General features: G+C 41.6%; 24 protein-coding genes. 19 read left to right on the forward strand and 5 right to left on the reverse strand.

Annotation, left to right across the window (positions count from 1 at the left end; all coding sequences use genetic code 11):
* Nucleotides 1-10: 10 nt before the first annotated feature.
* The 7 genes from EL162_RS09470 (at nucleotide 11) to EL162_RS09500 (ending at nucleotide 6,211) form a co-directional block, all read left to right on the forward strand.
* Nucleotides 11-1,039 (forward strand): VENN motif pre-toxin domain-containing protein, encoded by a 1,029-nt coding sequence (locus EL162_RS09470; protein WP_170161452.1) that lies wholly within the window; start codon nucleotides 11-13, stop codon nucleotides 1,037-1,039.
* Nucleotides 1,036-1,587 (forward strand): hypothetical protein, encoded by a 552-nt coding sequence (locus tag EL162_RS09475; RefSeq protein ID WP_126331546.1) that lies wholly within the window; start codon nucleotides 1,036-1,038, stop codon nucleotides 1,585-1,587. Before EL162_RS09470 ends, EL162_RS09475 begins: the two co-directional genes overlap by 4 nt.
* A 230-nt stretch (nucleotides 1,588-1,817) precedes the next feature.
* On the forward strand, nucleotides 1,818-2,519 hold the full coding sequence (locus EL162_RS09480) for a hypothetical protein (RefSeq protein ID WP_126331547.1): 702 nt from the start codon (nucleotides 1,818-1,820) through the stop codon (nucleotides 2,517-2,519).
* A gap of 60 nt (nucleotides 2,520-2,579) precedes the next feature.
* Nucleotides 2,580-3,209, forward strand: a complete 630-nt coding sequence (locus EL162_RS09485) for a hypothetical protein (RefSeq protein ID WP_126331548.1) — start codon at nucleotides 2,580-2,582, stop codon at nucleotides 3,207-3,209.
* 88 nt (nucleotides 3,210-3,297) lie between these two features.
* Nucleotides 3,298-4,857 (forward strand): DNA/RNA non-specific endonuclease, encoded by a 1,560-nt coding sequence (locus EL162_RS09490; RefSeq protein WP_126331549.1) that lies wholly within the window; start codon nucleotides 3,298-3,300, stop codon nucleotides 4,855-4,857.
* 3 nt (nucleotides 4,858-4,860) lie between these two features.
* Nucleotides 4,861-5,412, forward strand: coding sequence for a hypothetical protein (locus tag EL162_RS09495; RefSeq protein ID WP_126331550.1), 552 nt, complete (start codon nucleotides 4,861-4,863; stop codon nucleotides 5,410-5,412).
* A 1-nt stretch (nucleotide 5,413) separates the two neighbouring features.
* Complete coding sequence (locus EL162_RS09500; RefSeq protein WP_126331551.1) at nucleotides 5,414-6,211, forward strand: immunity protein YezG family protein; 798 nt, start codon at nucleotides 5,414-5,416, stop codon at nucleotides 6,209-6,211.
* Nucleotides 6,212-6,678: 467 nt separating this feature from the next.
* On the opposite strand, the gene EL162_RS09505 is transcribed toward EL162_RS09500, so the two are convergent.
* Nucleotides 6,679-7,029, reverse strand: coding sequence for a hypothetical protein (locus tag EL162_RS09505; protein ID WP_126331552.1), 351 nt, complete (start codon nucleotides 7,027-7,029; stop codon nucleotides 6,679-6,681).
* A 142-nt stretch (nucleotides 7,030-7,171) separates the two neighbouring features.
* On the opposite strand from EL162_RS09505, the gene EL162_RS09510 reads away from it, so the two are divergent.
* The 4 genes from EL162_RS09510 (at nucleotide 7,172) to infC (ending at nucleotide 9,527) form a co-directional block, all read left to right on the forward strand.
* On the forward strand, nucleotides 7,172-7,873 hold the full coding sequence (locus tag EL162_RS09510) for an IS1 family transposase (RefSeq protein WP_126331553.1): 702 nt from the start codon (nucleotides 7,172-7,174) through the stop codon (nucleotides 7,871-7,873).
* A 111-nt stretch (nucleotides 7,874-7,984) separates the two neighbouring features.
* Nucleotides 7,985-8,287 (forward strand): SH3 domain-containing protein, encoded by a 303-nt coding sequence (locus EL162_RS09515; protein WP_126331554.1) that lies wholly within the window; start codon nucleotides 7,985-7,987, stop codon nucleotides 8,285-8,287.
* Between the two features lie 63 nt (nucleotides 8,288-8,350).
* Complete coding sequence (locus tag EL162_RS09520; protein WP_126331555.1) at nucleotides 8,351-8,659, forward strand: SH3 domain-containing protein; 309 nt, start codon at nucleotides 8,351-8,353, stop codon at nucleotides 8,657-8,659.
* A gap of 370 nt (nucleotides 8,660-9,029) precedes the next feature.
* Complete coding sequence (infC, locus tag EL162_RS09525; protein ID WP_197719021.1) at nucleotides 9,030-9,527, forward strand: translation initiation factor IF-3; 498 nt, start codon at nucleotides 9,030-9,032, stop codon at nucleotides 9,525-9,527.
* A 59-nt stretch (nucleotides 9,528-9,586) separates the two neighbouring features.
* Here infC and EL162_RS09530 read toward each other — a convergent pair whose 3' ends face one another.
* Nucleotides 9,587-10,144 carry a GNAT family N-acetyltransferase gene (locus tag EL162_RS09530; RefSeq protein WP_126331556.1) on the reverse strand — a complete coding sequence of 186 codons (558 nt, stop codon included), beginning with the start codon at nucleotides 10,142-10,144 and terminating at the stop codon, nucleotides 9,587-9,589.
* An 87-nt stretch (nucleotides 10,145-10,231) separates the two neighbouring features.
* Between EL162_RS09530 and rnr the strand changes: the two genes are divergently transcribed.
* From rnr to nqrF, 8 genes are all read left to right on the forward strand, one after another.
* Complete coding sequence (rnr, locus tag EL162_RS09535) at nucleotides 10,232-12,520, forward strand: ribonuclease R (protein WP_126331557.1); 2,289 nt, start codon at nucleotides 10,232-10,234, stop codon at nucleotides 12,518-12,520.
* Between the two features lie 12 nt (nucleotides 12,521-12,532).
* Nucleotides 12,533-12,868: a hypothetical protein gene (locus EL162_RS09540; RefSeq protein WP_076555790.1), complete on the forward strand. Its 336-nt coding sequence runs from the start codon at nucleotides 12,533-12,535 to the stop codon at nucleotides 12,866-12,868.
* 581 nt (nucleotides 12,869-13,449) lie between these two features.
* Nucleotides 13,450-14,802, forward strand: coding sequence for a Na(+)-translocating NADH-quinone reductase subunit A (locus EL162_RS09545; RefSeq protein ID WP_126331558.1), 1,353 nt, complete (start codon nucleotides 13,450-13,452; stop codon nucleotides 14,800-14,802).
* A gap of 2 nt (nucleotides 14,803-14,804) precedes the next feature.
* Nucleotides 14,805-16,037: an NADH:ubiquinone reductase (Na(+)-transporting) subunit B gene (locus tag EL162_RS09550; protein WP_126331559.1), complete on the forward strand. Its 1,233-nt coding sequence runs from the start codon at nucleotides 14,805-14,807 to the stop codon at nucleotides 16,035-16,037.
* A complete protein-coding gene (locus EL162_RS09555; RefSeq protein ID WP_126331560.1) occupies nucleotides 16,021-16,824 on the forward strand; it encodes a Na(+)-translocating NADH-quinone reductase subunit C in 804 nt (267 codons plus the stop codon). Before EL162_RS09550 ends, EL162_RS09555 begins: the two co-directional genes overlap by 17 nt.
* Before the next feature lie 2 nt (nucleotides 16,825-16,826).
* Nucleotides 16,827-17,489 carry an NADH:ubiquinone reductase (Na(+)-transporting) subunit D gene (locus EL162_RS09560; protein ID WP_076555794.1) on the forward strand — a complete coding sequence of 221 codons (663 nt, stop codon included), beginning with the start codon at nucleotides 16,827-16,829 and terminating at the stop codon, nucleotides 17,487-17,489.
* Nucleotides 17,489-18,097, forward strand: coding sequence for an NADH:ubiquinone reductase (Na(+)-transporting) subunit E (gene nqrE, locus EL162_RS09565; RefSeq protein ID WP_076555795.1), 609 nt, complete (start codon nucleotides 17,489-17,491; stop codon nucleotides 18,095-18,097). The genes EL162_RS09560 and nqrE overlap by 1 nt, the downstream gene beginning before the upstream one ends.
* A gap of 9 nt (nucleotides 18,098-18,106) precedes the next feature.
* A complete protein-coding gene (gene nqrF, locus EL162_RS09570) occupies nucleotides 18,107-19,342 on the forward strand; it encodes an NADH:ubiquinone reductase (Na(+)-transporting) subunit F (protein WP_126331561.1) in 1,236 nt (411 codons plus the stop codon).
* A 71-nt stretch (nucleotides 19,343-19,413) separates the two neighbouring features.
* Here the strand turns inward: nqrF and EL162_RS09575 are convergent, their stop codons facing one another.
* From EL162_RS09575 to EL162_RS09585, 3 genes are all read right to left on the reverse strand, one after another.
* A complete protein-coding gene (locus EL162_RS09575; protein WP_170161453.1) occupies nucleotides 19,414-20,244 on the reverse strand; it encodes an IS3 family transposase in 831 nt (276 codons plus the stop codon).
* Between the two features lie 67 nt (nucleotides 20,245-20,311).
* Nucleotides 20,312-20,851, reverse strand: a complete 540-nt coding sequence (locus EL162_RS09580) for a helix-turn-helix domain-containing protein (protein ID WP_126331563.1) — start codon at nucleotides 20,849-20,851, stop codon at nucleotides 20,312-20,314.
* A gap of 526 nt (nucleotides 20,852-21,377) precedes the next feature.
* Nucleotides 21,378-22,892, reverse strand: coding sequence for a catalase (locus EL162_RS09585; RefSeq protein WP_126331564.1), 1,515 nt, complete (start codon nucleotides 22,890-22,892; stop codon nucleotides 21,378-21,380).
* Nucleotides 22,893-23,197 lie beyond the last annotated feature (305 nt).

Consider the following 23,197-nt stretch of genomic DNA (forward strand, 5'->3'; position numbering starts at 1 on the left):
CACCTCAGCCTTGTATGCTCCTAATTCAAATGGTATCATAAGTGATACACTAAGAGCAGTAAGTCCAGAGCTTGCTTATCGGATTGGGCAATATTTTAAAGAAAACAAACTCAAAAACGAAATTGATGGTGGTAACAGACCAGAAGAACAAAGCCCACAACACCTACTAGCCCATACCATACTAGGTGCTGCTGTAAGCTATGCCACAGGTAATAACCCAACCATAGGTGCCTTATCAGCAGTAGGCAGTGAAGCTGTTGCTCCAGTTTTATCAAATTATTTATATGGCAAAAAACCAAATGAGCTAAGTCAAGATGAAAAGGATACCATCACAAGTATCTTAAGCCTAACCACAGTTGCCACTGCTTATACCGTTACTGATGGTAATGTTGCAGGTAGTGTGAGTGCTGGGGAGATTGGGAGAGTTGGGGTTGAGTGGAATAAGAATAGAAATAGTCTACATGCCTCAATAGCAATTAATAATGAAAAATGCAGGAATGGAGATGTAAAAGCCTGTGAAATTAGAACTCTTGGCGATATTCTTGGAGGATATGTTGATAAATACCATGATTTAACCATATACTCGGTCAGCGGGGGTGTGTTTTCTTATACTATTATTGTGAATAATAAAAATGATACTGTCTGGGTAGGTGGCTTGCCTGAGTCGGATGATGTCAATAATTATCGATCTGGGGTTGGTCTATCTCTTAATCCAAAAGATGTTTTTAATAAGATTCAGCAAGATGCCAAATCAGGTAAAATAAGAAAGATTCAAAGCGTAGGAGCTTCGGTTCAGGTTGGCAATGTTCTTGGCAGGGATAAAGCTGATGATATTGATAAAGCTATCTCTGGTAGGTCTCTTGGCGTGCAAGCATGCAATATTGGCTGTCTTGGTATATCCAAAGGTGAGAAAAAAGATGGTGCTGTGATTATAACCACAGGGGTTGGCACCACCCAAATTGGCATTGGAGGCACTGTCATGCGTCAGCTAACCCAGAATGAGAAAAAACAATTGCAAGATTTGGGGATTTTGCCATGAATCGATTAATCCGAGTCGTGCAAGTGATTGTGGCAATGATTAGTACAACATTGCTTGGTTTGTATTTTTATAAGTTATACAATCCTGATAAAAGTTTTGCAGAAGCTAATCCTTATTTGTTTAAATGGAAATATTTTGATATTCCAACCAAAGAAGAATTAAGAACTGTTATTGATGATCTGACGGGTTACTATCCCATATATGGCAAAGATTTTTATGCCGGTAATTCACATTATTTAAGTCGAAGTTTTTATGATGACATTACAGACAGAGTAAAAAAAGAAGCATCTATGCAAAAACTTGTAAAAATAGAAACAGAAGATGGTGATATTTATTGCAAGGGTGAAATAAAGATTAGTTTTGGCATGGATTTAAATATTCGTACTCAAACAGAGATGTTCTTTATTGATGCTTCTTGGAGTCCTAGCAATGAATGCCGCAAATACTGGTGGGGTGGCAAAAATCCACGGGCATTACAAGCTAATCAAAACTTTGATTTAAAAAAAGAATTAAGAGAAAATAGCAAGAAGGCGGCATCTACCGAATAGCACTACACACAATAACTGCTGCTCTAGCCACAGGTACAATAGAAGGAGCTGTATCAGCAGGCACAACCGCTTACGCCATTCCAAAGATTGATGAATACCTTACAAAACAAGGCTTTGATGAAACCACAAGACAAACCGCTTTGCTTGCCCTATCAGCAGCCCTAGGCACAACCATAGGCGACAGCACAGCAAGCACGGTGAATAATGTGGGGCAGACAAGGTGGAATTATTTGAGTCATCTTGAATTGGCTAATTGGAGACAGGTACTTCAAGCATGCAAGGGCAACGCAGTTTGTATTGAAAACAATAACCGCTTTTATGCACAAAAAAATCTACAAAATACCCAAGAATTTGAAAATGCCTGTATTAACAACTTCAATGCAAGCAATTGTCAAAACCTAATCTTGCGATTTCAAGATGGCACACAAGGTGATTATAATTTAAAATACATACCAAATCTTTATGCTGACATATCAAGACTTGGCGGTGCAAATGCCAACACCACCATTAATAGTATCCGATGGAATAATGCCACAGGTGGTTATTTCATCAGAGATACTGGTATTGTCAATATCAATCGCTATCATGGCAATGAAGCCCAAGCATTTATAGGTGAACTTGCCAATGATAGACTGTATGGCGGCGGTCGTGCTGGTAGTGTGGCTGGGATGGCTGGGTATGGGGTTGTACCTAAGACTTCCAAGAATGAAAACCTTAATCAAAAAACACAAACTACTACTGTATCATATGTAGACAAACCTAAACAAAAAGTAAATTCCTTGGAGGTTGGGAGTGTTGTTCAAACTCCAAGTACTCATCCAGAGAATTTTAAAAAAGAAGGTAAAAATTATGTTAATAAATATACAGGTGAAATATGGCAAAAAAGCAACTCGCAACACAGTGATAAGCTTAAGAGTGGAAAGTTGGTTTAAACAAAAAAGGCAAAATGCAAGAACCGACCGAATCTAAAAAAATTACTGTGGGAATGAGTGATGGAAAAATCATTAAAATTGAAAACAAATAATGCCGTTAATTTAATGGGAATTAATTTTAACAGTTTTAGTTCCAGTTCTGGATGGGCAGGTTATTTTTACACCCCTGATTTGACAGGGCTACACGAGATCAAGCAAGCATCTCAATTAGTTGAGACATTTTTTAATATCAATGATTTTTTTATGATTAGTGCATTATCTTATAATAAAAATAAAAATATCTTTGATTTAAACCCAGATGATCCTGATGACCATAGAGATATTTTGAAAAACAGACTATTTGGCGAGTCCTATAAAAAAGCAATTGATTATGGCTTTTTGCAGGAAAGCAATGAGATGTTTTTTCTTGAATCAGAACAGGGCATTCTTGCACAAATGCTAAGGTTGGATTTTGACAGCAGTGTGTTTTTGGAATTTTGTGAAGTTTTGATGGCATATTATTTTTCACCAGTAATTGGTCAAGAGTGTTTTTTAATCAATCCAAAACTTGGCATTGCTCTTTATCCTCATGATGACCATGGCTATGGTTGCATCAGCCTAAATAATACCGACGAAGAAAAAAGACTTTTGGTAGATTTCTTAAAGTTTTGTGCACAGAACGATTCGTTTGAGGTTTTTATTGAGCAATAACACCTAGGTTTTGCCATTTCGAGACTAATTGTAAATTGCTTGATATTTACAGTTGGCAAAGCTACAATAAAAACAAATATGACCAACTTTGCCCAACACCAGTTTAATCAACACAACTAACTTCAACCAACAACAAACCCAAAACCAACTTAACCAAATCATCAACAATGATTTTAATAAAGACAAAGCGATTAAAGAGCTAAATGCTCAGGTAGCTATCACCCAAGCCTTTGACAGTGAACGCCGTAAAATAAAAAGCGAGTACGCCAAAAAAGCAGAAGACTACCTTAAACAAGCCAAAGACTTACCAGATGATGACCCAAGAAAAGCAGAACTGGAAGCTAAAGCCCAAAAGATACAAACCAACCTAAGACTATTCGATAGCATCACCTCAGCCTTGTATGCTCCTAATTCAAATGGTATCATAGGCGATGTTACAAGAGCAGTAAGTCCAGAGCTTGCTTATCGGATTGGGCAATATTTTAAAGAAAACAAACTCAAAAACGAAATTGATGGTGGCAATCGCCCAGAAGAACAAAGCCTACAACACCTACTAGCCCATACCATACTAGGTGCTGCTGTAAGCTACGCCACAGGCAATAACCCAACCACAGGTGCTTTATCAGGAGCGGGTAGTGAAGTGGCTGCACCTGCCTTGGCTAATTATCTATATGGCACCAAAGACCCAGAACTACTCACCCAAGACCAGAAAGACACCATCACAAGCATTCTAAACCTAGCCACTGTTGCAACCGCATATACCACAACGGGCGGTAATGTCACCGATACGGTGAATGCAGTTGAGGTTGGGAAAGTGGGGGTGGAGAACAACCAAAATGTAGAAATCCTTTTGGAAATTATGCGAGAGGATAAACTGCGTAGTGATCCTGAATGGGATAAAGCCTTTAGGGAAGCTGAGCGGAAACAGCTAGTTATTTTAAATGAAGCTGCCAAACTCGTTATCTCACCTTATGGTGCTGGCGTAGATTATTACAATGCTGAAAATTTAAGTGAAAAAGCTTTAGCAATCGCCTCTGCGATTCCTGCTGAACGAGCTGCAACAAAAGGCTATGGTTTAGCAAAGAAACTGTTTGAAGAGGCTGCAGCTCTATATAAATCGAACAAACTGACTTCAGCGGGCAAAAAAGTTGAACAGGCAGTTGTTGAACTACAGCGAGGACGAACAAACCAATGGAGTCAGTTAGCCAATAAGCCGCAAGCAAATAGTATTTATCGTTTTGACAATGGTTTTCAATATACAACAGATGCACAAAAACGAGTCAAAGAAGTAAGTGCTGACCTAAGAATAGATCCCTGGAATAGAAACGCCTACCAACAGCGTATTGCAGGTGGTTCATGTCGTCAAGAAAGTGATTGTGGCGGACATTTAATTGCCTCGATATTCGGTGGTCCTGGTGAGGCTATTAATTTAGTGCCTATGGATGCTAAATTAAATGGCGCTGGCGGAGCATGGTACACAATGGAGACTAGATGGAAAAATACACTTGAAAATAATGGTACTGTTCAAGTTAAGATAGAGCCTATTTATATTGGTAATAGCAAGAGACCAACATCTTTTAAGGTACGAGAAGTTGTTAATGGTAAACTTTACGAATTTACTTTGCAAAACACCGAAACTGGGAAATAAATTATGAGTAAGCACAAAGCATATCAATCAATATTTGACAAACTGTCAGAGCTAAAACCAGAATTAGCATCAAAATATTGTATAACAGGATATATTTACCCAACATTTTCAGCCAAATCTGCTCACTGGATAATCAAAGAACAGGAGTATAGTTATAATTTTGATAATTATCCAAGTTATGATATAGATATGCTTATGAACGATGTTTTTAATATTATATATTATAGTCATTTTGAGCTATCAATATGCGATCAAGAAGTTCAGTTATGTTTTAGAGAAATACCAGATGAAAACCACTGGAATGCCTTATGTATGAAAGGGGTATCAGAATTAAAAGAATCTGAATTAAAACAATATGGCATACCTGTATCTGTATGGAAAGAAAAAGTAAATGAGTTTAAAGATAATAATTATATTGAAAATATAATAAAAATTGAACCTATTTATAGTAGCAATAGTAAGAGACCTGACTTTTTTATGGTACATCAAACGATTAATGGTAAAAAATTTGATCCCATACCATTAGAAAACAAAGCCAAACCAACGGAAGAATGAAATGAAAAGTGAGCAAATAATATATCAAGAAATCAAAGATATTTTATGGTCTATAATACCCCCTAAAGAAAGCAAAATAGCATTCAGGGGTTATATATACGACTCGCCAAATCAGCTGGGTTGTCATAAAATTCTTGATGATGGTCAGATGGAGTTGATTGAGATACCCAGCGGGATTCTCTTGCAGTTAATGTATTTAATGAAGGATTTGCAAAAATGCGAAATATTCTCCCAAAAACCTTGGACGCATTTCAAGATAATTTTTTTAAAAAATAAAATGTTCGAAGTGGATTTTGCTTATATTCCCAAAGAAGATAGTTGGGTTAATTTAATCATGAAAGGAATCAGTGACCTAACCGAAGAGGAATGGAAAAATACAGGCATTCCAAAAGAGCTTTGGGAAGAGCGTGTATTTTATAAAGACTCAGGTCAGCTTGGTAAGTTGCAATCCTATTTTATTAATAAAGAAAGACGTGAAGAGTTTAGCAACCTGACAGATGATCAATATATTTATCAGCAGATTGCAGAGCTTTTGCGTTCAATAGCTCCAAGCAACCAGTGCAATCTTGTGCTTAGTGGTTATGTTAAAAATCAATTATCACAACTGGATTTTCATCAAGTGATGGATAATGGTCAAACATTGCACATTGATATGTCTTCTGATGAGCTTTTGACATTACTGCAACTTCTTGAAGATTTACAAAATTGTAAAATCTTCGCCAAAGAACCATGGACGCATTTTCACATCACGCTTGATAAAGATGATAAATTTAAGATGGGTTTTTCTTATGAGAATTGATGAGGGATAAATATACCATCTTAAAATTGAAGAGTAAGGTTTGACAACAGGCTAAGTTTTTTTGCAATGCACAGGACTTAGTCCTTTTTGTCATATTAGCCCCAATCTAATTATTGACAAAGAAAAGCACTTACCACAAGATATGATGTAAAAATATACCTACTAGGCACAGACCAACTAACACATTGGGATAGCTTTTATGAGTTTATGGTATGGTATTTGACTGTTGATGAAAAATAATTAAGTCAATCATAAACAGGAAAAACCAATCAACAATGTATATCTAGTGGGCGTGACAGACTATCAACCGGCCACGGTGGGCATCCTTGTATGTCAGCATAAAGCACGCGTCGCACCCATACACCAGCAAAGCAAAGGTCTGTAGTTGTGCTAAGACATAAACCCAACCAACCCCCACCCGACGCCACCATCTTTTTTGATGGTGGTTTTGTTCTTGATAAAGCAGTTTAGGGATACATTTCCCTTAGTTTGGGATCTTCATTGATATACGCCTGCACTCTAAAGCAGACATCCCGATAGCCGTGCCAGTAGTAATTAGCATCTTGTTTATCAAATGTATGTCGATCCCAGATGTCATCCATCCACGGAGTAAAGGCTGCTCGTGCAGTCAGCTTAAGTGGATGCTCTATACCTTGTTTTGGCTGTTCACAGACGGCTGCGTCAAATAAGTAGCTCATGGTTTGGTGTTTATACTCACCATGTTTACAAATATCTTTGAGTGCCAATGCAAGCAAAGCTTGTATTCTAGCACCTGTAGCACCAACCACATTACTAAGATGAATATTGGTAGTGTGCACCTGGGCATGCTTGTGGCTAAACTGCTTGATGAACAATACATCACCAGTAGTACTGTCATTTCGAATAAAGGTAGTAGCCCAAAAAGTATGCTGTAACAAAAACTAAAAAGACAACTTGCACAAAAGTTGGTAATTTACGGTTATGAAGACACAAATTACCATTACTTGCCCAAGTTGCCTATCGGTTAGTATAAAGAAAAATGGCATAAAAAGCTATGGCAAACAAAACTATTTTTGCAAAGATTGTCATAAACAGTTTGTTCATCATTTACAGCTTACTTACAAAGGTTGTCAATCTTACATAGATAACAAAATACGCTTAATGTTAGTTCGTGGTTGTAGCATTGCTGACATTGTGATACTTGAACAAGTGAGTAAGGGCAAAGTGCTTAGTGTGCTTGCAAACAGTAATCACCAAATCAAACCAAGACAAAAGCATTACCATACCTTAAAGATAGATGAGTTTTGGACTTACGTGGGTAACAAGAAAAACAAAGTTTGGCTCATCTATGCGTACGATAGACACACAGGTGAGATTGTTGCCTATGTATGGGGCAAAAGAAACCTTGCTACTGCCAAACAGTTAAGGTCAAAACTGATGAGTTTAGGTATAAGTTTTGATAAAATTGCTTGTGATGATTGGGACAGCTTTCTGACGGCTTTTAAGCACTCTATCAAACAAGTGGGTAAACGCTTTACCGTTGGTATTGAAGGCAATAACACAAGGCTTAGAACCTTTGCTAGGCGAGCATTTAGAAAAAGGTGTTGTTTCTCTAAAAACCCAACCAATCATCTTAAAGCATTTGACTTGGTGTTTCATTATATCAACTATGGGTGGGTGTAGCATACTTTTTGAACCAGGGCCTTTTTTTTAAGAATTTTGAGGTAGAATTAGAATCTAAATACTGTTCTTATCAACTCTTATCAACATTTTATTTTAGATCAAGGAGCGGAAATGAAAATAATCAAACCTTTAATCTTGGGTTCAGTACTTACTTTATCCAGCGGGATTGCTTCACAGGTAAATGCAGGTACTGGCGGTTGGTGTACAGTAGTTAATGCTCGCACTCCATTAAACATTCGTATTGCACCTGGTGCTGAGAATCCCATCATTGGAACCTTAAAAAATGGTTCGCCAGTTACTCAGGACTATATCACTTATTATGATAGCAAGGGGCGTACTTGGAAGCACATTATTCAGCCTTCGAGCGGCATTGAAGGATATGTTCGAGCCAAATATCTAAAATGCGAAGATTGACTCCATAAATTATATAATTTGTATTTTTCAACATTGTCCAAGAATTGAACCAGGATCCAATCAATGAAAAAACTTGCATTTATCACTTTGGCAGCTCTAACCTTTGGCATTTCGGCACACGCCACACCACCGACCGATGGCGAATGTATTGTTGCCGACCCTACAGGTACGCCATTAAAATATCGCTCCGCTCCATACGGCAAAGTGCTTGGCACGCTTAAAAATGGCAGAAAAGTTTATATCATTGAAGATTATCGGTATGATAAAAATGGCAAACCTTGGGTTGAGGTTTATCCCACAGGTGGCGGTGATGATAACAGCTTAGGCTGGGTGTATCTCAAATACTTGCGATGCACAATGTACCCTAAATAATTCACTCGGCACACTACCAAACGGTACATGGATTTATATCAATGATTGGAAAATTGACAAAAATGGCAAACCTTGGGTGCGTGCATTTAGCCATTCAAATAATCGTTTTTTGGGCTGGGTGTATTATAATTACCTAAGCTGTTAATCATTTACCAAGATTAATTTACCCAATATCGCCTAATATTGGGTAAATTTTTTAAAAGTGCATAAAACCATTTGACAAAAATTTAGCAAATGGTAATAATAGACACTTTAATGCCAAAAAGTATTGGCAGACAGGTCAATGATTGATTGCCTAGACTGCATCACTTATTGACAAAAGAGCAATCAGATTGGAGTAAGACCCATTAAACCGTCAAATCGTTTAAACATCAACGAAGAAATCCGTGCCAAAGAAGTTCGCTTGGTTAAAGAAGATGGCGAGCAGCTTGGCGTGGTTGATTTGCAAACCGCATTAAAAACGGCTGCTGATGAAGGCTTGGATTTGGTAGAAATCGTTGCCGATGCCAAACCCCCTGTTTGTAAAGTAATGGATTATAAGCGTTATCTTTATGAACAAAAACAAAAAGCCAAAGAAGCCAAAAAAAACCAAAAACAAACGCAAGTGCGTGAAATCAAACTTCGCCCCGGCACCGAAGAAGCAGACTATCAAGTCAAGCTGCGTAAAATTGTTGAATTCATTGAAGACAAAGACAAGGTCAAAGTCAGCATTCGTTTCCGTGGTCGCGAAATGGCACACCAAGAAATCGGCAAGGCACAACTTGAACGCATCATCGCTGACACTGCCGAGATTGCCAGCGTTGAGCAGGCACCAAAAGTTGAAGGTCGCCAGATGGGTATGTTGCTTGGTCCAGCCAAGAAAAAATAAACTTGCTGAGCATCATCAAACAAAGCACCAAGATGATTGGTGCTTTGTAACCACATCAGCTAATCATGGATACGCTGCTGCATAATCAAAGCATCAACCGATTGCCCATCGTCAGTACGATAATAGCCCTCTCGCACATCGATTGGCTCAAAGCCTTGTCGTTGGTACAAGCCAATGGCAGCAACATTATCCGCTCGCACCTCAAGCAATAGCCGCTCTGCACCAGCTGCCGCTACCGACTGATTGACCGCCGTCATCAAGCGTGTTGCTAGCCCTCGCCGATGATAATCAGGGTGGGTGCCAATGCGGTGGATTTCGGCAGTCTCAAACACCACCTGAAACAAACAATATGCCACAATTGACAACTGATTGTCTGCTAGCGACTGCTGTAGCCACATCGTTGCTGCCTCTCCTTGCAAACAGTCGCCACGCATAGCACCATCGATTGGCTTGGCTGCAACCACCACAGCAACAGCTGCTCCAAATTGCCCAAGCATGGTCTTAATTGACCCCACCTGCCAAGCATCGTCAGGCAAGGCTGATTGCTCCAAATAAGCCAAATGCACCAACAAATCATGCCATTGGCACGCAGTTTTGCCGTCCAAAATAACCACCATAAATCCACCATATCTTATCACACACAAAGCAGGCTTTATGATACAATAAAGCACAAAATGAGAAAATATTTTTTTAGGTAAATTACGATGACAAACAAAACAAAAAAAACCAAATGGAATGACCCAAATGCCGCCATTGAGGCTTCAAAATACCAAAACCCCATTCCTTCACGCTTATTAATCCTACAAACAGTCGCTGCTTTGACCAATCAAGCACAGGCTGCCACCCAAGAATCGCTGGCAATGCACTTTGGCTTTTTGGACGATGGAGATCGTTTTTTTGCCTTGACCAATCGACTAAAAGCCATGCTAAGAGATGGACAGCTTGAACGCAGTGATGGCATTCATTTTAGCGTCGCCCCCTTGCCAACTGTGCTGTCAGGCACGGTCAGCTGTAGCCCAAAAGGCTTTGGCTTTGTGGTGCTTGATGATATGCCTGATTTGTTTTTGCACGAAAAGCAGATGCGATTGGTGTTTGATGGTGATAAAGTTGAAGTGGTTGCCACACAATATCGTGGCAAAGACGAAGCACGCATTACCAAAGTTACCGAACGCAATCAGCTGGAGTTTATCGGTAAATTAAGCTCTGATGACGAAGGGTATTTTGTACAGCTTACAGGTGTCAATGCCCATCAGCCCATCACCGTTACCACCGAAAATGTCGAAGAGATGAATGCAGGCGTTGGTGATGATGTCAAGGTGGCACTGATTGATCTGCCAAGTTATCAAGAATTTGCCACTGGCAAAATCACCGAACTGCTTAGTAGCTTAAATGACCGTGAGCTGATTATTGAGACCACGCTGTATAATTATGGCATTCCGCATGAATTTAGCCATGCCGCCATCAAACAAGCAGAGCTTTTTAATGAGCCAAACGAAAAAGATTATAAAGGCAGAGTTGATTTGCGTCATTTGCCTTTGGTTACCATTGATGGTGAAGATTCACGAGATTTTGACGATGCGGTCTATGCCGAAAAGCGTGCTGGTGGCAACTATCGTGTCGTTGTTGCCATTGCTGATGTCAGCCACTATGTAACGCCACAATCAGCACTAGATAGCGATGCTTATGAGCGTGGCACTTCGGTATATTTTCCCCATCGTGTGATACCGATGCTGCCAGAGATACTGTCAAATGGACTGTGTTCACTCAATCCCAAAGTGGACAGACTGTGCATGGTCGCTGATATTAAATTATCTCGTGCAGGCAAGGTTACCGCTTATGAATTCTACCCTGCCATCATGCACTCACAGGCTCGCCTGACTTATAATCAAGTCAATGCGTATTTTAATGACCCGACTAACGAAACGCTGCCTGATGAACTTGTCAAAAACCCTGCGGTTCTTAAATCCATTGACACACTACACCAACTGTATCAAGTGCTTGACAAACGCCGCGAAGAGCGTGGAGCGATGGCATTTGAAACAGCAGAAACTTACATAAAATTTGGCAAAGATGGTGATATTATTGACATCGTTGCTCGTACTCGTGGCGAGGCTCACAAGCTCATCGAAGAGTGTATGTTGCTTGCCAATACCTGTGCGGCAAACTTTGCTCTAAAACACGATTTGCCCGTCTTGTATCGCAATCATGACAAGCCAAACGAAGAAAAATCAGCCAGATTGCATGACTATGTCAAAAATTTCGGTCTGTCATTTCCCGAATCATCGCCCACGCACGAAGACTATCAGCGAATCATCAAGGCAACTGCCGACAGACCAGATGCCGCCAGCATTCATAGTATGCTACTTCGCTCAATGATGCAGGCGAACTACAGCCCAGATAATATCGGTCATTTTGGCTTGGCTTATGATGAATACAGCCATTTCACCAGTCCAATTCGCCGCTACCCTGACCTAATGCTCCACCGTGCCATCAAGGATAAAGTGAGCAAACAAAAACCACAAGCACCCATTTACAAAACCCTGCATGAGGCAGGTGAACAAACCAGCCTAACCGAACGGCGTGCCGAGGAGGCATCTCGTGATGTAGAAACTTGGCTAAAATGCCACTATATGCAGCGTCATCTGGGCGAGCAATTTACCGCAACGGTCAGCAGCGTTACCAGTTTTGGCTTATTTGCCGTGCTAAACGACTTATTCATCGAAGGCTTGGTGCATATTTCGGGGCTGGGCAATGAGTATTTTGATTATGATGAACAAGAACAAAAACTTGTTGGCGACAAAGGCTCCTATTTTGGCTTGGGTGATACGCTGCTTATCGAAGTGGCGGCGGTTAATATGGATTTACTACAAATTGATTTTCGTTTGATTGAACAATTAGGTCGTGTTGATCGTGATGGAGTCAGCAAAAAACTCTCCAAAAAATCAAGCGACAAGCCAAAAAACAAACGCAAAAAATCCAGCAAAACTTCATAACACCAAACGCCAATGAAACAACATCATTATCCACTTATCGAAGGCTTGGGCGACTGGCTGTGTGCTTATCTTATCAGTGGCAGCATTGTGCTGCTTACTGGTGGTGGCACACTGCTGTTATTTGCCGTTGCTTTATTTATTATTATCCTGCTCAGTTTTGCATTGAATTTTACCCTGTTTAAATTCGCTTGTTATATATTGGCATTGATTTTTTGCCTTGTGGCAACTCTGGCAATTTTGCCAATCCAGCAAGAATTGACAGCAACTTGGTTGGTAATTGGCTTTATGTTAATGACGCATATTTTCTTAACATATCGTTATTATAAAATTAAAATTTACAAAAAATAAACCATCTATTCATTACAAACAAATCACCACGCCGTCATTTGCAGGCTTTGGCTTGATATATCAGCACGCCCATCAAACACACCAAACCACACTTCTTTAATTAATGCCTATTAGCTTGGCATCAATCACTTACTTGTTCAAGCACCAATCCATCATCAGAGCCTTTATATTGTCAATAATTATAATAAATTATCATATTATAAATAAAAATTAATTAATAATAACCGTGTCAGCTGGTTAATTTTTGGCAAATGGTTTTATAACTAAAGCAAAAACTGGCTTTTATTTATTGATTTTACAAATGTTTTCATCATTTTTTGGCTTATATTTCGGCTTTTGCCCTATAAATTTTTGCCATTTTGGCGTATAATGGGTAGGTTAATGGTATGAACATTCATATTTTGGCAAACTTTGTGTGATAATTTTGCCAATGTTTCGTTTCATGCTCTCCTTTGGACAAAACAGCTACGCCACCTGTCGGTCGCACCAGCTTTGTGTTTTTAGGAATTTTGGAACCAGCCATCAATCCTACTTTTTGGCAATTGGCTGGAATGTTTTGGTCTTAATTTAAGTATCCGCTTATGATTACCATAAAAAAAGGCTTGGATCTACCCATCACAGGTGAACCCGCCAAACAAGTTAGCGAACATACGCCCACCAAGGTAGCGTTGGTCGGCTACGATTATGTCGGCATGCGTCCCACCATGTATGTTCAGCCAGGCGATACTGTCGCCAAAGGACAGGTGCTGTACGAAGACAAAAAACGCTCAGGTGTTGTCTATACAGCACCAATCAGCGGCACTGTTGTTGCAATCAATCGTGGCGAACGACGAGTTTTTGAAAGTTTGGTTATCGCTGCCGATCCACAAAACAACAACGAAATCACTTTCAATGCCTATCGCAGCGAGGACTTGGCAGCACTAGATAGAGCAACTGTGGTTGAGCAACTGGTTGCCTCTGGCGAATGGACGGCATTTCGCACACGCCCCTTTAGTCGCACACCGCACATTGACAGCACGCCAAGTGCCATCTTTGTTACCGCAACCGACACCAATCCGCTTGCTGTCGATCCTGCGGCGGTATTGTTTGAAGAAATTGCATCATTTAATGATGGCTTGGCGGTACTATCTACCCTGTCGCCTAAGACCTTTGTTTGTCATGGTGATGTCGCCCCAGAGGCTCTGACAAAAGCTGCTGATGGTAACGAAACCGTCTATCAAGGCTTTACAGGTGTACACCCAGCAGGCAATGCTGGCACGCACATTCACTTTTTGCACCCATTGGCACGCGGCACAACCGTCTGGACAATCAATTATCAAGATGTTATCGCCATCGGCAAACTGTTCACCACAGGGCGTATCTATACCGAGCGACTGATTAGCCTTGCAGGCCCTGCGGTCAATAATCCACGCCTGATCCGCACCACAAGAGGTGCAGATTTGACTGAACTGACCCAAGGCGAGCTAAAGGGCAATGACAATCGCATCATCTCAGGCTCGGTGCTGTCAGGTCGCACTGCCAAACAGGCGGTGGCGTTTTTGGGTCGTTTCCACAACCAAGTATCGGTGCTTGCCGAAGGTCGTGAACGCCCTGCGATGCACTTTTTTAGCCTAGGGGCAAATCGCTTCTCCAAACTACCGATTTATATCTCGCAATTTTTCAAAAACAAAAAATACGATTTCACCACCAGCACCAATGGTTCGCCGCGTGCAATGGTGCCAATCGGCGTTTTTGAAAGAGTTATGCCACAAGATTATCTGCCCACACAGCTGCTGCGTGCCTTGATTGTTGAAGACATCATCAAAGCGGTAGAGCTGGGTGCTTTGGAGCTTGACGAAGAAGATTTGGCACTTTGCACCTTTGTATCTCCAGGCAAGTATGAGTTTGGCGATATTTTGCGTGATAACTTGACCCGTATTGAGCAGGAAGGCTAACGATGAAATTTATTCACAATATCTTTGACCGTATGGAGCCGTCCTTCACCAAAGGCGGCAAGTACGAAAAATATTATGCCATCTTTGAGATGTTTGACACTTTCTTTCGTCAGCCTTCATCTCAGACCTATTCGGCAAGCCATGTGCGTGATGGCATTGACCTAAAGCGTATCATGATTACCGTCTGGCTATGTACTTTCCCTGCGATGTTTTGGGGCATGTATAATGTCGGCTTTCAGGCACTGACCGCCATCAATGCCATGGGCATCACCCCTGAAGGCTGGCGTACCGTCATCACTGCTCTGGCAGGCTATGACCCGAACAGCATCTGGGCGTGCTTTGTCTATGGTGCGATGCAATTTTTGCCAATTTATGCAGTAACTTTTATCGTTGGTATCTTGTGGGAAATCATCTTTGCGGTGGTGCGTGGACACGAAGTAAACGAAGGTTTCTTTGTTACCTCAGTCCTGTTCGCCCTATCACTACCACCTGATATTCCACTATGGCAAGTTGCTTTGGGTATCAGTTTCGGTGTTGTTGTCGCCAAAGAGGTCTTTGGTGGTACTGGCAAAAACTTCATCAACCCAGCACTTGCAGGTCGTGCATTTTTGTACTTTGCTTATCCTGCCTATATCTCAGGTGATGCGGTATGGACTGCGGTTGATGGCTTTAGTGGTGCAACACCGCTCGGTCTTGCAGCCCTAGGCGTAACGCCAGATCAATTCGTTGATGCTTATGGCAAAGCCATCACTTGGAGCGATGCTTTCTTGGGCAATATGCAAGGTGCCATCGGCGAGGTTTCAACACTTGCTATCTTAATCGGTGGTGCGGTACTTATTTATACCAAAATCGCCAGCTGGCGTGTGATTGCAGGCTCAATTATTGGCTTGGTACTGACAGCACTTGCCTTTAATTTATTCAGCGATGGCAGCAACCCTATGGCAAGCCTTGCCCCTCAGTGGCACTTGGTTATCGGTGGCTTTATGTTTGGTGCGGTATTTATGGCAACCGACCCAGTGTCTGCTGCCCACACCAACGCAGGTCGCTGGTGCTACGGACTTCTTATTGGCTTTATGACAGTTGCCATTCGTGTGATAAACCCTGCATTCCCTGAGGGTATCATGTTGGCAATCTTGTTCGCCAACTTGTTTGCACCGATTTTTGATTACTTTGTTGTCCAAGCCAACATCAAACGCCAAACCGCACGGAGGTTAGCAAATGTCAGCCAAAAATAGCAACATCAAGACCATCACCACCGCTTTGGTGCTGTGTTTGGTCTGCTCGGTGATGGTTTCTGCCGTTGCCGTTGGTCTAAAACCACAACAGCAAGACAATGCACGCCTTGATTTGAACAAAAACATCTTGATTGCTGCTGGGAAATTTGATCCAAACAGCGACAATAACAGCGTTATTGCAGAGCGATTTGACAACTTCGAGGTGCGTCTGATTAATCTGCAAACTGGTCAATTTGCCACTGAGCAAGAATTGGCCAAAGCAGGCATTAGCGATGCTGCAAGCTATGATGTCGCCAAAGCAGCCAGAGTGCCAGCCCTATCTACACCGCTTGAAAATGACATTGCGGCAATCGGTGGCAAGCCAAAATTTGGCAAGGTTTATCTATCAAAAGATGCCAATGGCGAGCTTGAGCTGCTTGTTCTGCCATTTAATGGTGCAGGACTGTGGGGTCAAATCTATGGACTAATCACCATTGACAAAGACCTTAATACCATCAAAGGGGTGAATTTTTATCAACATAAAGAAACACCGGGTCTGGGTTCTCGCATTACCGATGAGCCATGGCGTGCTCAATGGGTGGATAAAACCCTCTATGACGAACAAGGCAAGTTACACATGACCATTGTCAAAAATGGTACAGCCAAAGACACTCAAATTGACGGCATCAGCGGTGCAACCTTGACAGGTCGTGGCGTAAACAATATGGTGCAGTTTTGGTTGGGCGAAGAAGGCTATAAGCCATTTTTAGACAATCTGCGTGCCAATAAAGCAGAAAAAGGAGCATAATCATGGCAGATACCAAAGAAATCTTGACCAGACCTGTGTTCAATAACAACCCCATTGCTCTACAAATTCTTGGTATTTGTTCGGCTCTGGCGGTAACCACTAGCATGACCAACGCCTTGGTTATGTGTATTGCATTAACACTGGTTACAGCGTTTTCTAGCTTTTTTATCTCAATCATCAGAAATCACATTCCAGCCAGCATTCGTATCATCGTGCAGATGGTTGTTATTGCCTCGTTGGTTATCGTGGTTGATCAAATTCTAAAAGCCGTTGCCTATGATGTCAGCAAATCTCTTTCTGTATTCGTTGGCTTGATTATCACCAACTGTATCGTAATGGGTCGTGCTGAAGCCTTTGCGATGAGCAACCCACCAATCCCAAGTTTCTTGGACGGTATCGGCAATGGCTTGGGTTATTCAGCCGTACTGCTTTTTGTTGCCAGTATTCGTGAAATCTTGGGCAATGGCAGCTGGTTCGGTATGCAGCTACTCGAAAAAATCACTGACGGCGGCTGGTATGTACCAAACGGTCTGTTGCTCTTGCCACCATCGGCATTCTTTGTGATTGCATTGTTTATTGCCATCGTTCGCACCTGCAAGCCTGAACAAGTTGAGCCTGCCGAATTTGTCATGAAGCCACAATCCAAAGGCATGGGAGGACACTAATGGGACACTATATCAGCTTATTTATTACCTCAGTTTTTATTGAGAATATGGCGTTGGCCTTTTTCTTGGGCATGTGTACTTTTATTGCCATCTCCAAAAAAGTCTCAACCGCCATCAGCCTAGGCATTGCTGTTATTGTTGTAATGACAATCACCGTACCTCTTAACAACCTGCTGTATCAATACCTCTTAAAAGACGGTGCATTGGCATGGGCTGGCTATCCTGATGTTGATCTTAGCTTTTTGGGATTGCTAAGCTATATCGCCCTGATTGCAGCAGTTGTACAGATTATGGAAATGTTCTTGGATAAGTTCGTCCCAAGTCTATACAATGCTCTTGGCGTATTCTTGCCACTGATTACGGTGAACTGTGCCATCATGGGTGGTGTATTGTTCATGGTTGAGCGTGATTATAACTTTGGCGAATCTATCGTTTATGGCATCGGTGCTGGCACAGGCTGGGCATTAGCAATTGCTGCTTTGGCAGGTATCCGTGAACGACTCAAATATTCAGATGTCCCTGCTCCTTTGCGTGGACTTGGTATTACTTTTATCACCGTTGGACTGATGAGCCTTGGCTTTATGTCCTTTGGTGGTATGTCGCTATAAGGAGAGGTTATGGAATTTGGTACAGCGATAGGTGGTGTGGTAATGTTTACCATCATCATCATGAGCTTGGTTGCAGTGATTCTGGCAGCACGCTCACGATTGGTTAGCACTGGTAAAGTTACCATTAATATCAATGACAATCCTGACAATAATGTCGTTACCGAAGCGGGTGGCAAATTGCTACAAACGCTTGCTAACGAAGGCATATTTTTATCATCAGCCTGTGGCGGTGGTGGTACTTGTGGTCAGTGTCGCTGCAAGGTTATCTCTGGCGGTGGTGAGATTTTGCCAACCGAAGAGGGGCATTTTACCCAAGGTGAAATCCGTGATAATATGCGTCTTGCCTGCCAAGTAGCAGTCAAGCAAGACATGCAAATTGAGATTGATCCTGAATTTTTTGATGTCAAAAAATGGGAATGTGAGGTTATCTCTAATGACAATGTCGCAACTTTCATTAAAGAACTGACCCTAAAAATCCCTGAAGGCGAAGTTGTGCCATTTCGTGCAGGTGGCTATGTGCAGCTAGAAGCCCCACCGCACACTGTGCATTATAAGGACTTTGATATCGCCGAGGAATATCACGAGGACTGGGACAAGTTCAATCTGTGGCAATACAGCTCAACAGTAACCGAGCCTGTGATTCGTGCTTATTCAATGGCAAACTATCCTGAAGAAAAAGGCATCATCAAGTTTAACATCCGTATCGCCAGCCCACCACCTCGTGGCGGCGAAGGCATTCCACCGGGCAAAATGTCTTCTTATGTCTTTAGCCTAAAGCCAGGGGATAAGATTACCGTTTCTGGGCCTTATGGTGAATTTTTTGCCAAAGATACTGATGCTGAGATGGTGTTTATTGGTGGTGGTGCTGGCATGGCACCGATGCGTTCGCATATTTTTGACCAATTAAAACGCCTCAAATCCAACCGCAAAATCAGCTTTTGGTACGGTGCTCGCTCCAAGCGTGAAATGTTCTATGTTGAGGATTATGATGGCTTGGCAGCAGAGTTTGATAACTTTGAGTGGCATGTTGCTCTATCTGACCCAATGCCAGAGGACAACTGGGAAGGTTATACAGGATTTATTCATAATGTCTTGTACGAAAACTACCTAAAAGACCACCCAGCACCAGAGGACTGCGAGTTCTATATGTGTGGGCCTCCAGTAATGAACGCCGCTGTCATCAAGATGCTAAAAGATTTGGGCGTAGAAGATGAAAATATCTTGCTTGATGATTTTGGTGGCTAAAAGCACAAACCGCTGGCAAATGAACCGACCCCCAAATCTTAGACACAAGATTAAAGGTTAGGTTGATAAAGCTAAGTGGTTTGACCAAGGACTAAGCTTCTGTATCTGACAGGACTTAGTCCTTTTAGCTTGGTCTTTATTCTATCATAATTGTAATAATGAATGTACTCATCAATCGTTGTTTTAAGCTCATTGATGGATGTGAAAGTGGTTTGTTCATAAAAGATTTCCTGTTTGAGTGTCCCAAAGAAACTTTCAATGGCTGCATTATCAAGACAATTACCCTTTCTTGACATACTTTGGATTAAGCCTTGTTCCTTTAAAGTTTGTTGATAATGATACTGTTGGTAGTGTATACCTCTGTCTGAATGAATGATGGGTGTTTCATTAGGTCTTAGTTTAGATAAAGCATTACTTAACATCTCATTAACCAAGTCATAAGTAGGTCGTTCATTGAGAGCATAACTGACAATCTCGCCATTAAACAAGTCTATGATGGGCGATAGATACAGTTTTTTCTCTGTGATTATGCCATTTTGTGCCTCATCTTGCACCTTAAACTCTGTTACATCAGTTGACCATTTTTGATTGGGTCTTGTGGCTTTAAAGTCTCTTTGTAGAACATTGTCTTTAATCTTGTCTTGGTGTTCCCCTTGATAAGAGGAGTAGGCTTTGTATTTTCGTTGTCTGATTTTGGATTTCAAGCCCATTGCTTGCATTAAGCGTTGCACTCTTTTGTGGTTGATGACAAGACCTTGATTGTTAAGCTGATGGTTGAGTTCTAAGGTAATTCTACGATACCCATATCTGCCTTTGTGCTTATGGTAGATGTGGTTAATGCGTTCTTTTAGGAATTGGTCTTTGTCAGGCTTTGTACTTTGACGAATGTGGTAATAAAACACACTTCTTGGCAGGTTTGAGATTCCAACAAATCTTTTAGAGGGTGTTTATGCCTTAATTCTTGAACAATCAGGACTTGTTCTTTGATTGTTCCTTTTGACGAATTAAGGCATCGAGCTTTTTTAGGTAGTCGTTTTCTGCTTCTAAGTATGCTAGGCGTTTTAGAAGTTTGGCATAGTCATCATCTTGTGGCTTGGTTTTGCTTGTTGATTTGTTTTTGGTTGTTTTGTCTTTATTGGTATTGTGTTTGTTTGACATTACTTTTCTGCCTTTGGGTTTGGGAGTAAGTCCCATTATACCAAAGCTTTGATAGGACTTTAACCAGTTTGACAGTAAAGCAGGTTGTGGTAGATTAAGCTCTATGGCAAGCTGTGTCAAAGATTTGCCAAGAAGAACTTGTTGTACAGCGTTAAGTTTAAAGGTGGTGTCATAGATGGCTTTGGTTCTTCGTCTTTTAATACCATCAATACCGTGTGTTTGGTAGAGTTTGACCCAAAGCTCTACTGTTTTGTGGTCTAAACCAAAATGTTTTGCTGTGCGTTTGTAGTTGTGATTGTTTTGATAATAGGCCATCACAGACAGCTTGAAATCAAGTGTGTATTTTGCCATAGAAAGCACCCCAAGAGTTAGTAGTGGAATGTCTAACTTTTGGGGTGCGGTTCAAATGCTGGCGGTTTTTTATACTGCAACCACCATTGTTTTTGTGCTTAAATTGCCATCGGTATGGCTTTATTATAAATCTCAAGCCACAGCTTTGTTGCATTGCTGAATTTACTCATCATCCGCCAAGCCCACACTCCAAATTCTCTGACAACAAACCCCATCACAGCCCATAACCTTGCTTTGTCATCACTTATGGATTATTACATTTCAGCTTAATCATTTGTCGGCTTAGTGGCATAAGCGACACAATCAGCCCCAGCTCTTACAACAAATCGCATAAAGTTAATATGAATGGCTTACAAATCATCATATCGGTTGTCATTTGCTCACCTTTGCCAAACCACCCCACCAGTTAGTTGAATTTGAATAAATACACGGCAGGTTATTTTTGGCATCGTTATTTATCTTTATCAATAAAAACAAATTACAAAAAAAATCGGATAACCAGTATCCGATTTTTCATTTTGTTCTATTATGGCTTAAGTAGCCCCGCCTGCCCCATCGCAGGATCGCTGTCATAGGCTGCTATGGCATCAGCAACGCTTAACCCCAGTGCCTTGGCAACGCCTTCACCATAGGCTGTATCACATTTGTTGCAATTGCGAATGTGGCGGTATTTGATAAAATCAGGAGCATCACCCATCGCCGCAGCAGTATTATTAAACAAGGCTTGCTTTTGTGCATCACTCATCAATTGGAATAAGGCTCGCGGCTGGCCAAAATAATCGTCATCATCAGCACGGAAATCCCAATGGGCGGCATCGCCATTAATTTTTAGCGGTGGCTCGGCATAGGCAGGCTGCTCTTGCCATTGATTAAAGCTGTTTGGCTCATAGTGTTTTAGTCCGCCATAATTGCCGTCTACACGACCCTGCCCGTCTCTATGGTTGCTCATTACAGGGCAGCGAGGGGCATTGACAGGGATTTGATTGCGATTCACGCCCAAGCGATAACGCTGAGCATCAGCATAGTTAAATAGGCGTGCTTGCAACATTTTGTCTGGCGACACACCAATCCCAGGCACCAAATTGCTCGGGGCAAAAGCCGCCTGCTCAACATCTGCAAAGAAGTTTTCTGGATTTTTATTGAGTTCAAATTCACCAACTTCAATCAGTGGATAATCCGCCTTTGGCCATACTTTGGTCAAGTCAAAGGGGTGGTATGGCACTTTTTCAGCATCTGCTTCTGGCATGATTTGTACATACATTGTCCACTTGGGAAAATCACCACGCTCAATCGCCTCAAACAAATCTTTTTGGTGGCTCTCACGATCTTTGCCAATCACCGCTTCTGCCTCGGCATCGGTTAGATTTTGGATACCTTGCTGAGTCTTGAAATGAAACTTCACCCAAAAACGCTCGCCTTCGGCATTCCAAAAACTGTAAGTATGGCTGCCAAAACCGTGCATATGGCGATAGGATTTGGGAATGCCGCGATCGCTCATGACGATGGTTACTTGATGGAATGCTTCGGGCAGCAGTGTCCAAAAATCCCAGTTGTTGGTCGCAGAACGCATATTGGTGCGTGGATCACGCTTGACCGCTTTGTTCAAATCAGGGAATTTGCGTGGATCTCGCAAGAAAAACACAGGGGTATTATTGCCCACCATATCCCAGTTACCCTCTTCGGTATAAAACTTCAGGGCAAAACCACGAATATCACGCTCAGCATCAGCAGCTCCTCGCTCACCTGCCACTGTGGTGAAACGAGCAAACATTTCGGTTTTTTTGCCAATTTCGCTAAACATCGCCGCACGAGTGTAACGGCTAATATCACCTGTTACTGTAAAAGTACCAAAAGCACCAGAACCTTTGGCGTGCATACGGCGTTCTGGAATAACCTCACGGGCAAAATCTGCCAACTTTTCATTTAGCCACAAATCTTGGGCAAGCAGCGGTCCACGCGAACCTGCAGTAAGACTGTTTTGGTTGTCGGCAACTGGTGCACCATTGCTCATGGTAAGATGGGTTACAGGGCATTTGCTCATTAGACTGTCCTCATGTTATGTTTTATTAATTCGCCAATGATGGGCGATTTGCGGTGGCTTGGTGGCTACATCAGCTACCAACCAACACAAACATTATGCCAATTTCTCTATGATTGGTAAAATAATAATTTTTAATTATATCAATTGATTTTATAAATCAATTTTGGGTAAGCGATGACGATAACATCGTGCCACTGTTTGTTATTATTTTGCCAATTGGCACAAGTTAAGATAGCACATCAAGTGGCATGATGCCTATTTGTTTTTATAAAAAACCACTTAAGCGTAACACTTAAGTGGCTATT

Source organism: Moraxella cuniculi (assembly GCF_900637105.1).
Lineage (GTDB): Bacteria > Pseudomonadota > Gammaproteobacteria > Pseudomonadales > Moraxellaceae > Moraxella > Moraxella cuniculi.

What these genes read in the sequence shown, in the direction of transcription:
- EL162_RS09515 (WP_126331554.1), top strand. Translation starts at nt 7,985, where the DNA reads ATGAAAATAATCAAACCTTTAATCTTGGGTTCAGTACTTACTTTATCC.
- EL162_RS09530 (WP_126331556.1), bottom strand. Translation starts at nt 10,144, where the DNA reads ATGGTGGTTATTTTGGACGGCAAAACTGCGTGCCAATGGCATGATTTG.
- nqrE (WP_076555795.1), top strand. Translation starts at nt 17,489, where the DNA reads ATGGGACACTATATCAGCTTATTTATTACCTCAGTTTTTATTGAGAAT.
- EL162_RS09585 (WP_126331564.1), bottom strand. Translation starts at nt 22,892, where the DNA reads ATGAGCAAATGCCCTGTAACCCATCTTACCATGAGCAATGGTGCACCA.
- EL162_RS09550 (WP_126331559.1), top strand. Translation starts at nt 14,805, where the DNA reads ATGAAATTTATTCACAATATCTTTGACCGTATGGAGCCGTCCTTCACC.
- EL162_RS09495 (WP_126331550.1), top strand. Translation starts at nt 4,861, where the DNA reads ATGAGTAAGCACAAAGCATATCAATCAATATTTGACAAACTGTCAGAG.
- nqrF (WP_126331561.1), top strand. Translation starts at nt 18,107, where the DNA reads ATGGAATTTGGTACAGCGATAGGTGGTGTGGTAATGTTTACCATCATC.
- EL162_RS09520 (WP_126331555.1), top strand. Translation starts at nt 8,351, where the DNA reads ATGAAAAAACTTGCATTTATCACTTTGGCAGCTCTAACCTTTGGCATT.
- EL162_RS09475 (WP_126331546.1), top strand. Translation starts at nt 1,036, where the DNA reads ATGAATCGATTAATCCGAGTCGTGCAAGTGATTGTGGCAATGATTAGT.
- EL162_RS09485 (WP_126331548.1), top strand. Translation starts at nt 2,580, where the DNA reads ATGGAAAAATCATTAAAATTGAAAACAAATAATGCCGTTAATTTAATG.
- EL162_RS09545 (WP_126331558.1), top strand. Translation starts at nt 13,450, where the DNA reads ATGATTACCATAAAAAAAGGCTTGGATCTACCCATCACAGGTGAACCC.
- EL162_RS09510 (WP_126331553.1), top strand. Translation starts at nt 7,172, where the DNA reads ATGAAGACACAAATTACCATTACTTGCCCAAGTTGCCTATCGGTTAGT.
- rnr (WP_126331557.1), top strand. Translation starts at nt 10,232, where the DNA reads ATGACAAACAAAACAAAAAAAACCAAATGGAATGACCCAAATGCCGCC.
- EL162_RS09500 (WP_126331551.1), top strand. Translation starts at nt 5,414, where the DNA reads ATGAAAAGTGAGCAAATAATATATCAAGAAATCAAAGATATTTTATGG.
- EL162_RS09555 (WP_126331560.1), top strand. Translation starts at nt 16,021, where the DNA reads ATGTCAGCCAAAAATAGCAACATCAAGACCATCACCACCGCTTTGGTG.
- EL162_RS09560 (WP_076555794.1), top strand. Translation starts at nt 16,827, where the DNA reads ATGGCAGATACCAAAGAAATCTTGACCAGACCTGTGTTCAATAACAAC.
- EL162_RS09540 (WP_076555790.1), top strand. Translation starts at nt 12,533, where the DNA reads ATGAAACAACATCATTATCCACTTATCGAAGGCTTGGGCGACTGGCTG.
- EL162_RS09580 (WP_126331563.1), bottom strand. Translation starts at nt 20,851, where the DNA reads ATGGCAAAATACACACTTGATTTCAAGCTGTCTGTGATGGCCTATTAT.